The sequence below is a fragment of the Longimicrobium sp. genome, assembly GCF_036387355.1.
Classification (GTDB): domain Bacteria; phylum Gemmatimonadota; class Gemmatimonadetes; order Longimicrobiales; family Longimicrobiaceae; genus Longimicrobium.
Genome location: NZ_DASVTX010000486.1, coordinates 1 through 10482, shown reverse-complemented (window position 1 = coordinate 10482; position 10482 = coordinate 1). Strand labels below are relative to the sequence as shown.

At 69.6% G+C, this 10482-nt stretch carries 12 protein-coding genes; 11 read left to right on the top strand and 1 reads right to left on the bottom strand.

The window, feature by feature from the left end; translation table 11 throughout:
• Window positions 1-97 precede the first annotated feature (97 nt).
• The 10 genes from VF665_RS20850 to VF665_RS20805 all read left to right on the top strand — a co-directional run bounded on the left by VF665_RS20850 (window position 98) and on the right by VF665_RS20805 (window position 8316).
• The gene (locus VF665_RS20850; RefSeq protein ID WP_331055395.1) at window positions 98-1603 is read left to right on the top strand and encodes a dihydrolipoamide acetyltransferase family protein; all 1506 of its coding nucleotides are present in this window, start codon (window positions 98-100) and stop codon (window positions 1601-1603) included.
• Between the two features lie 192 nt (window positions 1604-1795).
• The gene (locus tag VF665_RS20845) at window positions 1796-2497 is read left to right on the top strand and encodes a Bax inhibitor-1 family protein (RefSeq protein ID WP_331055394.1); all 702 of its coding nucleotides are present in this window, start codon (window positions 1796-1798) and stop codon (window positions 2495-2497) included.
• A 105-nt stretch (window positions 2498-2602) separates the two neighbouring features.
• A complete protein-coding gene (locus VF665_RS20840) occupies window positions 2603-3706 on the top strand; it encodes a sensor histidine kinase (protein WP_331055393.1) in 1104 nt (367 codons plus the stop codon).
• Window positions 3688-4449, top strand: coding sequence for a LytTR family DNA-binding domain-containing protein (locus VF665_RS20835; protein ID WP_331055392.1), 762 nt, complete (start codon window positions 3688-3690; stop codon window positions 4447-4449). Before VF665_RS20840 ends, VF665_RS20835 begins: the two co-directional genes overlap by 19 nt.
• 157 nt (window positions 4450-4606) lie before the next feature.
• Window positions 4607-5923 (top strand): hypothetical protein, encoded by a 1317-nt coding sequence (locus tag VF665_RS20830; RefSeq protein WP_331055391.1) that lies wholly within the window; start codon window positions 4607-4609, stop codon window positions 5921-5923.
• A gap of 71 nt (window positions 5924-5994) precedes the next feature.
• Entirely contained in the window at window positions 5995-6675 is a 681-nt protein-coding gene (gene lipB / locus VF665_RS20825; protein WP_331055390.1) for a lipoyl(octanoyl) transferase LipB, read from the top strand.
• Complete coding sequence (locus tag VF665_RS20820) at window positions 6672-6971, top strand: hypothetical protein (protein WP_331055389.1); 300 nt, start codon at window positions 6672-6674, stop codon at window positions 6969-6971. The genes lipB and VF665_RS20820 overlap by 4 nt, the downstream gene beginning before the upstream one ends.
• A 359-nt stretch (window positions 6972-7330) precedes the next feature.
• A complete protein-coding gene (locus VF665_RS20815; protein WP_331055388.1) occupies window positions 7331-7567 on the top strand; it encodes a hypothetical protein in 237 nt (78 codons plus the stop codon).
• A 105-nt stretch (window positions 7568-7672) separates the two neighbouring features.
• The gene (locus VF665_RS20810; protein ID WP_331055387.1) at window positions 7673-7906 is read left to right on the top strand and encodes a hypothetical protein; all 234 of its coding nucleotides are present in this window, start codon (window positions 7673-7675) and stop codon (window positions 7904-7906) included.
• Complete coding sequence (locus VF665_RS20805; RefSeq protein WP_331055386.1) at window positions 7903-8316, top strand: type II toxin-antitoxin system VapC family toxin; 414 nt, start codon at window positions 7903-7905, stop codon at window positions 8314-8316. The genes VF665_RS20810 and VF665_RS20805 overlap by 4 nt, the downstream gene beginning before the upstream one ends.
• Window positions 8317-8393: 77 nt before the next feature.
• On the opposite strand, the gene VF665_RS20800 is transcribed toward VF665_RS20805, so the two are convergent.
• Entirely contained in the window at window positions 8394-9002 is a 609-nt protein-coding gene (locus tag VF665_RS20800; protein ID WP_331055385.1) for an RNase H family protein, read from the bottom strand.
• A gap of 196 nt (window positions 9003-9198) precedes the next feature.
• Here VF665_RS20800 and carA point away from each other — a divergent pair, with 196 nt between their 5' ends.
• Window positions 9199-10323, top strand: a complete 1125-nt coding sequence (gene carA / locus VF665_RS20795; RefSeq protein WP_331055384.1) for a glutamine-hydrolyzing carbamoyl-phosphate synthase small subunit — start codon at window positions 9199-9201, stop codon at window positions 10321-10323.
• The last annotated feature ends 159 nt before the right edge of the window (window positions 10324-10482 follow it).

Sequence of the window (10482 nt, the reverse complement as noted above, 5' to 3'; positions counted from 1 at the left end):
AGTGCCCGGTGCCCAGTGCCAAGTGCCCAGTTCCGGGCTGGGCACTGGGGACTTGAACCTGGGCACTTCTGTTCCTTCTCTCTGACCTGACCCTACCATGGCCCGTGTAGAAGTCCCGATGCCCCAGATGGGCGAGTCCATCGCCGAGGGCACCGTCTCGGTGTGGCTCAAGAAGGTGGGCGACCGAGTGGAGCGCGACGAGCCCATCATGGAGATCTCCACCGACAAGGTGGACGCCGAGATCCCCAGCCCCGTGGCCGGCGTGCTGGCCGAGGTCGTCGTGACCGAGGGGCAGACGGTGGAAGTGGGCACCGTGGTGGCCTTCATCGAGACGGAAGCCGGGGCCGCCGCGGCCGCGGCGCCCGCGAGTGCCCCGGCGCCCTCGGGCGAGGCCGCGGCGGCGGGTTCGTCGGACCACTTCCAGATTGCGCACGACGAGCCGACCCGCATGCCGGAATCCGCCGTGGGCCAGCCGGAAACGGCCGGCGGCGCGGGCCGTTCCGCGGACGGGCGCGCCCCGGGCGAGCCGGTGGGCAACGCCGTGGGCGGCTCCGCGCAGGGCGGCGGCGCGCCGCTGGGCGAGGGGCCGCACACGCTGGAGGAGCGCCTTCGCGCCAAGAGCACGCCCCTGGTGCGCAAGATCGCCTCGGAGCACAACGTGGAGGTGCACCAGGTGCCGGGCACCGGGCGCAACGGCCGCGTGACCAAGGACGACATCCTCAAGTTCGTGGAGGAGAAGCAGTCGGCCCCGCAGGCTCCGGCCGCGCAGCCCGCCGCGGCGCCCTCCGCGCCCGCGCCGCAGCCGCAGCGTCCGGCCGCGCCGGTGGCCCCCGCGTACGAGGGCGGCTTTCCGTGGGACGAGTTCTACGGCCATCCGCAGCACCCCGCCGTTTCCGCCGGTCCCAACGACCGCGTGGAGCCGGCCAGCCGGATGACGCAGATCATCGCCAACAACATGGTGCAGTCGCGGCGCATCAGCCCGCACGTGCACTCGTACTTCGAGGTAGACTACACGCGCCTGGACCAGGTGCGCGCGAAGAGCAGGCGCAAGTGGGAGGAGCAGGGCGTCAAGGTCACCTACACCCACTTCATCACCTGGGCGGTGGCGCGCGCACTGCGCGAGTTCCCCAAGATCAACGCGAGCTACGGCAACCACGAGGTCATCATCCGTGGCGACGTGAACATCGGCATGGCGGTGGCGCTGGACAACGGCCTCATCGTGCCCGTCATCAAGAACGCCGACGAGCTTTCGCTGGTGGGGCTGGCCAAGCGCATCAACGACCTGGCCACCCGCGCGCGCAACAAGCAGCTCAAGCCGGACGACATCCAGGGCGGCACGTTCACCATCACCAACCCGGGCGTGTTCGGCACCACCATCGGCTTCCCCATCATCAACCAGCCGCAGGTCGCCATTCTGGGCGTGGGCGGGGTGGAGATGCGGCCGGCGGTGGTGAGCGACGAGTACGGCAACCACGCCATCGTGCCCCGCAAGCGCGGCTTCATTTCGCTGGGCTATGACCACCGCCTGGTGAACGGCGCGGACGGCGACCAGTTCCTGGCCCGCATCAAGGAACTGATGCAGAACTTCCCCGACGAGGCGTAAGCGTCTTCGGGAGCGGATGGAGAAGGGCGGGTCACCTCGCGGTGAGCCGCCCTTCCTCTTTCCGCGACCGGCACTCCGGACTCCGTCCGGCGCGGAAAGCCTTGTACGTTCGCGGGGTTGTGCCTAGCTTGGGACGGATGGCCCGCCGTCCCCGCGAGGACGCGTTCTCCCCTGCGCTCCCCCACACGACCGATGTCCGAACAGTACGAGTCCTATCTTGGCTACCAGCCGGTCGGCATGCTCGACGCCGCGCGGCGCGGCCAGTTCATCTCGCGCACGTACCAGCACCTGCTCGGCGCGATCCTGGCGTTCGCCATGATCGAGTTCATGCTGTTCCGCACGGGCGTGGCGTATCCCATGGCCGAGGCGATGCTGGGCACGAACTGGCTGTTCATCCTGGGCGGGTTCGTCCTGGGCGGATTCGTGTTCACGCGGATGGCGAACAACGCGGAAAGCCGTGGCATGCAGTACGTGGCGCTGGCCGGCTACGTGGCCATCGAAGCCATCATCTTCGTGCCGCTGCTGGTGCTTGCCGAAATCAGCGCACCGGGCGCCATCTCCAGTGCCGCGGTGGCCACGCTGATCGGCTTCTCGGGACTCACGGCCATCGCCATGTTCAGCGGCAAGGACTTCAGCTTCCTGGGCGCCGCCATCAAGTGGGGCGGCGTGATGGCGCTGGTGCTCGTGGTCTGTGGCGTATTGGGCAACTTCCAGCTGGGCGCCTTCTTTTCCGTCGCCATGATCGGCCTGGCCGGAATGGCGATCCTGTACGACACCAGCAAGATCATGCGCACGTATCCCGAAGACCGGTACGTGGCGGCTTCGCTGTCGCTGTTCGCCTCCGTTGCGCTGATGTTCTGGTACGTGCTGCGCCTCTTCATGTCGCGCCGCTGAGCGCACGGCGAGCCGTTCTGTCCGCGCGGGGCCCGGGCTTGCGCCCGGGTCCCGCTTTTTCTTTGTTTGACCGTTCGCTGCCCGCTCCCCGCAATCCGCCCCGCCATGCATCGCTCACGCCGGTTCTGGTTGCTGTACGCCGCCGCCTGGCTTCCCTACGGATCGTTGTACACGGCGCTGTTCGTGGTGGACAACGGCGTGTCGCTGCCGCGGGCCCTTCGCGACACGGGCATCAACCTGAGCACGGCGGCGCTGCTGGGCGCGGGCGTGGTGCTGCTGTGCGACCGGCTCCGCTGGCCGCCCCGGCGCCCGGCGCTGTTCGCCGCCGTTCACGTGGCGTGCGCGCTGGCGTACTCGTGCGCGTGGTTCGCCTCGCTGATGCTGGGGCTGTCGATTACGACCAGCCTGCGGGCCGGGCGCTGGTTTCCCGTCTGGTTCAACGGGGCCGCGCAGCACTGGCAACTCTTTGCCGGGGTGATGGCGTACGGCACCATCGCGGGGATCTCGTACGCGGTGCAGGCGGGCGCGCTGTTCCGCGAGCAGGAGGCGCGCGCCGCCCGGGCGGAGGTCCTGCGCGCCCGGGCCGAGATCCAGGCGCTCCGGGCGCAGCTCAACCCCCACTTTCTCTTCAACACGCTGCACTCGCTCATGGCGCTGGTGCGCCACGAGCCGGCCAGCGCCGAGGACGCGCTGGAGCGTTTTGCCGGGCTGCTGCGCTACACCCTGCACGCCAAGCGCAACGAGGTCGACGACGTGCCCCTGGCGGACGAGTGGGACTTCGTGCGCGACTACCTGGCGCTGGAGCGCATCCGTCTGGGCGCGCGGCTGCGGGTGGAGGAGGAGGTGGATGAGGACGCGCTGGACTGCACCGTGCCGGCGTTCGCGCTGCAGCCGCTGGTGGAGAACGCGATCCGCCACGCCGTCGCGCCCCGCGCCCGGGGCGGGTGCATCCGCATCGTGATCGCCCGCGCGGACGATGCGCTGCGCATCGCCGTGCACGACGACGGGCCGGGAGCGGATCCGGCCGCGCTGGACGGCGCGCCGGGGCTGGGGCTGCGCGTGATCCGGCAGCGGCTGGAGACGCGCTACGGCGGCGCGGCGGTGATGACGGTGCGCACCGCCCCCGGCGAGGGGTTCTCGGCGGAGATGCGCATTCCCGTCGCGGCGCGCACCCCGGCGCGGGAGGCCGCATGGTCGTTCGCGCACTGATCGCGGAAGACGAGCCGCTGGCGCGCCGCACGCTGCGCGAGTTCGCGGGCGAGCTGGACTGGCTGCAGGTGGTGGGCGAAGCCGCGGACGGCGCCGAAGCGGTGCGGATGATCGACGCTCTGCGCCCCGACCTGGTGTTTATGGACGTGCAGATGCCGGAGCTGTCCGGGCTGGAGGTGCTGCGCCGCATCCAGCACGACCCGGAAGTCGTCTTTACCACCGCGCACGACGAGTACGCCATCGCCGCGTTCGAGCTGGAGGCGCTGGACTATCTGCGCAAGCCGTTCGGGCGCGAGCGCTTCCGTGCGTCGGCGGAGCGGGTGCGGCGGCGGCTGGAGCCGGGCGCCGCGCCTTCCTCGTCGTCCGCCCCGGCGGCGGCGGAGCGCGCCCGGGCCGCGCTGGATGCGCGCGGGCCGATGGACCGCATCTTTGTGCGCGACCGCGGCCGCATCGTTCCGCTGCGCGTGGAGAGCATCGCGCGGCTGGAGGCGGCGGACGACTACGTGACCGTGCACGCGGACGGCCGCGCGTACCTGGTGAACCTCTCGCTGTCGGAATTCGAGTCGCGGCTGGACCCCGCGCGGTTCCGGCGGGTGCACCGGTCGCACGTCGTCAACCTGGACCACGTGGCGTCGCTGCGGCCGTACGACGACGCGCGCCGGCTGGTGATCACCCTGGCGGACGGCGCCGAAGTGGTCGCGAGCCGCGCGGGTTCGCTGGAACTGCGCACGCTCATCGCGTAGTCCCGCCGCCGTTGGCCCGGGCCATCTGCCCCTCCACCGCCCGTTCCGCCCATCCGCGGAGCGGGCGTTGTCGTGCCCGCGATCCACCGGGATCTTGGCCGTGTCCATCACACGCTCGCGTCGTTGTGACCGCGGTCCGCCTTCGCTCCCGATCTCCATGCGCCGCCTGGTTTTGTGCTCGGTCGCCCTCACGCTCACGCTGCTGGCCGCCTGCGCCGGCGCGCGCACGGCGGCATCCCCGCCCGCCGCGTCCGGATACGAACTGTCGAACGGGCGATGGTGGGACGGCGAACGCTTCGCGCCACGGACGATGTACGTGGTGGGCGGCCGGTTCGCCGCGCGCCGGCCCGCGCGCGTGGACAGCGTGGTGAACCTGGGCGGCGGCTACGTGGTTCCGCCGTTCGGCGACGCGCACGCCCACCACTTCGAGGCGGCGTGGATGATCGCGCGCATCGACAGCATGTACCTGCGCGACGGCGTCTTTTACGGGATGTCGCTCACCAACTGGGCCAACCAGCGCCCCGCGGTGATGCCGTACCTGGGGCGGACGGAGACCATGGACGTCGCCTTTGCCGACGCGGGGATCACCGGCCCTTACGGGCACCCGATCCTGGTCTACGAATCCTTGGCGCGGGGGCGGTACGACTTCAATCCGGACTCCATCCGGCCGTGGACGGACCGCCGGGCGGAGGGCAAGGCCTACTTCATCGTGGACAGCGAGCGCGAGCTGGACGAGGCGTGGCCGCGCGTGATGGCCAGCCGGCCGGACATCATCAAGACGTACCTGGTGGAGAGCGAGCACCACGCCCGCCTGCGGCTGGACACCACGCGCCTGGGTCACGTGGGGCTTGATCCCGCGCTGCTGCCGTCCGTGGTGCGCCGGGCGCACGCGGCGGGGCTGCGGGTGGCGGCGCACGTGGAGACGGTGGCGGACATGCGCGCGGCGCTGGACGCGGGCGTGGACGTGCTGGCGCACCTGCCGGGCTACAACCTGCCGGCGGGCGCCGATCCCGCCACCCGCACCATCACCGAGGCGGATGCGCGGCGGGCCGCGCGGCAGGGAATGGTGGTGATTGCCGGGCCGCTGCGGGCCGCGCTGGACCTCGCGGAAACGGACACGGCGCGCTTTCGCGAGACGATGGCGCTGCACCGGGCCAACGTGGGCGTGCTGCACCGGGCCGGCGTGCGGCTGGCCGCGGGATCGGATGCGTACGGGCAGGATCCCGTCCCGGAGATGGCGTACATCCACGGCCTGGGCGTGTTGGGCAACGCCGCGCTGCTGCGGATGTGGAGCCAGGACACGCCTGCCACCATCTTTCCCGCGCGGCGTATCGGCCGCCTGGCTCCGGAGTGGGAGGCCAGCCTGCTGGTGCTCGCCTGCGATCCGCTGGGCCGATGGGAGTGCACCGGCGACATCCGCATGCGCATCAAGGAAGGCATGCGCATCACCCTCCCCCCGCAGCCCGCGCGGTAGCCGAAGCGGAGGAGGGAGCGATTGCGGGGCCCGGGCTTGCGCCGGGGCCCCGCTTTTTCCTTCTTTGAGGGATGACTGACACGCTGCCGACTTCCGCCGCCCCGCGCACCATGGACGTGCGCCGCCTGGGGCTGATTTCCTACGCCGACGCGCTCGCGCTGCAGGCCGACCTCGTGCGCCTGCGCCGCGCGGGCGAAATCCCCGACACGCTGCTGCTGCTGGAGCACCCGCACGTCATCACCCTGGGCAGCGGCTCGCACGACGAGAACGTGCTGGTGTCCGCGGAGGAGCGGGCGGAGCGCGGAATCGAGCTGTTCGAGACGGGGCGGGGCGGGGACGTAACCTACCACGGGCCGGGGCAGCTGGTGGGCTATCCCATCTTTGACCTCAAGCCCGACCGGCAGGACCTGCACCGCTACCTTCGCGACATCGAGGACGCGCTCATCGGCGTGCTGGGCGACTTCGGGCTCACGGGCGGGCGAAAGGACGGGTTGACGGGCGTGTGGGTAGGGGAGCGCAAGCTGGCCGCCATCGGCGTGCGGGTGTCGTCGGGTTGGATCACCAGCCACGGCTTTGCGCTGAACGTGCAGACGGACCTGTCCATGTTCGGCACCATCATCCCGTGCGGGATCCGCGACCACGGCGTGGGCTCCCTGTCCGGCGAGCTCGGTCGCCCGGTCGCCATGGCCGATGCCGAGGCGAGCGCCGTCCGCTGGTTCGAGCGCGTCTTCGAGCGCCGCGCCGCGGGATGATCGAGCACACCACGCTCGGCCGCGCCATCCGCCTGCTGCTCGTGTGCGGCGGGCTGGCGATGGCTGCCGCGCTCGGGCTGGGCGTGGTCCTGCTCCCGGCCGCCGCCTTCGCGGTTCCGCATTCCGTCCTCTGGACGCCCTCTCTCTTCGCCCTGCACATCACCACGCTCACGCTGCGGACCGGCCTCGCCCTCGCCGCCCTGGGCGTCGCCGCCTGCGTTCTGGTGATGGCGATCCCCGCCCGCACGCTCTCCCGCCTCCCCCCCGATCAGCCCCTCCCCGGCACTCCGTCGTAACCTTTCTGCGAACAAATCCCGCGAGCAGATAATTTCTTTTCTGATCCGGCAATCCGCTGCATTGACGAGGCTTGCCTTGTCTCTTTTCGGAAGAAAAGGCCGTTTTGCGCGCCTGTGGCGGATAATGAAAGTTGACGGACAGAGCGGTTGTGATTACCGTTCATTCTGTCCGATTCAACCGGCGTCGGTCATGCGTGGTCGCGAACTCCGGAGTCCCATGAAGGTTCTGCACGTACAGGTAGCCGACGAGGTCTCCGAATCACCCGGCAGGATGCGGAACGCGACGGCCGCAGCCTCCGAGAGACGCGCCGGGTGGTCCGTGCAGCGTGCGATTGTGTTTCCCCAGATCGGGAGGTCACATGAAGAATCTGAACGTACAAGTGGAGGACGACGTCTTCGAAAAGCTCAAGCAGGAGGCGGAACTCAACTGCCGTGATCTTCATGACGAGCTTGTTGTGCGCCTGGGCGGCGTGCCCGTCCCACGCCGGCCGATTGAAGAGGAACTTGCCGAGATCGACGCGTTCCGGGCTTCGCTGAAGGTTACACCGCTCACGGAGGAACTGCTGGAGCAGTTCATCCAAGAAGGACGGCGGTGATGATCGCCCGGATCACTCGTAGGTAGCAGCGTGCTCCCAAACGCGTCCTTGCATTGGTGGAGCATTTCGTCGAGCAGGTTCGCATCCCCAAAGAATGGAGGTCACGTGAAAAATTTGCACGTACAAGTTGCGGACGACGTCTTCGAGAGGCTCAAGCAGGACGCGGAACTCTCGGGCCGCAGTCTTCACGACGAACTTGTCCTGCGCTTGGGCGGTGTGCCGATTCCACCTCGGCCCATCGAAGAGGAACTGGCAGAGATCGATGCCTTCCGGGCTTCGCTGGGCAGGTCGTTCGATCATGCGCTGATTGATCAGCTTATCGAGGAGGGACGCCGGTGATTGTGGTCGACACGAACGTCGTCGTCTACCTCCTGGTCGAGGGTCCGTTTTCTCCCTTGGCGAGGCGGGTTGTCGCAAAGGAAGGCCACTGGTTCGCCCCGGGACTGTGGCGGAGCGAGTTGCGGAACGTGCTGATCGGGCTTATCCGGCGCGGGACGATGTCGTATGATGAGGCTCTGCGCGTACTTCGGCTGGCCGAAGCACGGCTGGGCAAGCGATCCCCGGATGTGGACCACGATGAGGTGTTGCGGCTCGCGCTGCTGTCGGGATGCACACCGTACGATTGCGAGTTCGTGGCCGTTGCGCGCTCAGCCGGCGTGCCGCTGGTGACGGCCGACCGCAAGCTGCTGGCGGCATTCCCTTTCATCGCTGTGTCACCGGAGGTGTTCGCGCCGGGGTTCGAGAATTGAGCGGGGCAGGGGAGTGCGGGTCGGGCAGAAACCAGAAGGGCCGGATGCAGCGATGCACCCGGCCCTTTCTCGTATCATCAGCGCGCCGGCGCGCGGCGGCCGGGCTTGAACTCGAACTTGTCCGGTGGCATGGGAAAGAAGTTCATGCAGCGCTCCTTGGCCTGCTCCTCGCGCAGCCACGCATCGAACCCGCTGTCCACCAGCCCGCCGCTGTCCATCTGCTTGGCCGCCGAGCGCGTGGCCAGGTGGTTGGCGTACTCGTTCTGCGGGTGGCCGTTGTGCCCCTTCACCCAGCGCCACTGCACCTCGTGCCGCGCGGCCACGGGCATGAGCGCCTTCCACAGCTCCAGGTTCTCGATCTCGCCGTCCTTGCGCTTCCACCCGCGCGCCGCCCACCCGTGCACCCAGCTGGTCATGCCGTCCACCAGGTAGCGGCTGTCGGAGGTGAAGACCACCCGCGACGGCTGCTTGAGCGCCTGCAGCGGCACCGTGGCGCTGCGGATGGCCATGCGGTTGTTGGTGGTGTCCGGCTCGGCGAGGTAGTAGTCGCGGCGTACCCATCCCTTCTGCGGGTGCCAGTACTCCAGCAGCCCGGCCGCGCCGCCGGGGCGCGCGCGGTCCTTGTACTGGTTGCCCAGGCACGATTCATCGGCGTACACAAACACGAGCGGCTGCGGATCTGGCACTGCGTTCCTCCTGCGGGGTTGGGTCGCAAGGCCGCAATGTACCCCGCGCGCCGCGCCGCGCCAGACGCGCCGTGCAGGGAAGCGCCCGCGGCCCGCGCCATTGTTCCTGCTTGACAGGCCGCGCGGGGGGCGTAGATTGCCGCCGCCGTAGGTACCGCTGTGGCATCGACTTGCCCTCCCGTGGCCGGAGACGTTCGTGGCAGAATCCGTAGTGCTGATGCTGGAGGATGGGCGCGTGTTCCGCGGCGAGGCGTACGGCGCGCGCGGCACCGCGTTCGGCGAGGTGGTCTTCAACACGTCCATGACCGGGTACCAGGAGGTCCTTACGGATCCCTCGTACAGCGGGCAGATCGTGACCATGACCTACCCGCTCATCGGCAACTACGGCGTGAACGCCGAAGACGAGGAGAGCGCCGGCCCGCAGGTCGCCGCCTTTGTGCTGCACGAGGCGCCGCCCCTGCACAGCAACTGGCGCGCGGCCGAGTCGCTGGACGCGTACCTGGCCCGCCACGGCGTGGTGGCCATCACCGGCGTGGACACGAGGGCGCTCACCCGCCACATCCGCTCGCGCGGGGCCATGCGCGGCGCCGTCGCCCCGGCGTCGATGGACGCGGACGAGCTGCGGGCGCTCATTCTGGGGCAGCCCGACATGGCGGGGCTCAACCTGGCGGACGGCGTGTCGACGGAGTCGCGGTACGTGGTCCCCGCCGTGGGGCAGACGCGCTACCGGGTGCTGGCGTACGACTTCGGCGTCAAGACGCACTCGCTCAAGCTGCTGGCCCAGCGCGGGTGCGAAGTGACGGTGCTCCCCGCGGCCACGCCCACGGAGGAGATCGTGGCGGCGGGGGCGGACGGCCTGTTCGTGAGCAACGGGCCGGGCGACCCGGAGGCGGTGGGGCACGCGCTGGACGCGATCCGCGCCCTTTCCGACGGCGACACGCCCGTGTTCGGCATCTGCCTGGGGCACCAGCTCATCGCCCGGGCGTTCGGGGCGGAGACGTACAAGCTCAAGTACGGCCATCGGGGCGGCAACCACCCGGTGCGGCGCATCAGCGACGGCGCGGTGGAAATCACCGCGCAGAACCACGGATTCGCGGTTCGCGGGGACGAGGGCGGCATTCCCGGCGCGCCCGGGCTGCGAGTCACGCACCTGAACCTGAACGACGGCACGGTAGAGGGGCTGGAGCACCGCGAGCGGCCGGTTTTTTCGGTGCAGTACCACCCCGAAGCCGCCCCGGGACCGCATGATTCCGTGTATCTCTTTGACCGGTTTGTGGATGAGATGACGCGCCGCGCCGCCGGGATCAACACAGACGCTTGACGGCGAACGCGGCGCGGATTATCGTTCCGCCCGTATAAGTGACCTTGCAGCAGATCGTTAGGCCACTTCGCCCGCGCTCCCCCCGTAGCAGCCGCCGCCGCAGACCCACTCCGCATCGGACGCATTCGGCCACTCCGGACCGGCAATTACACGCCGTCC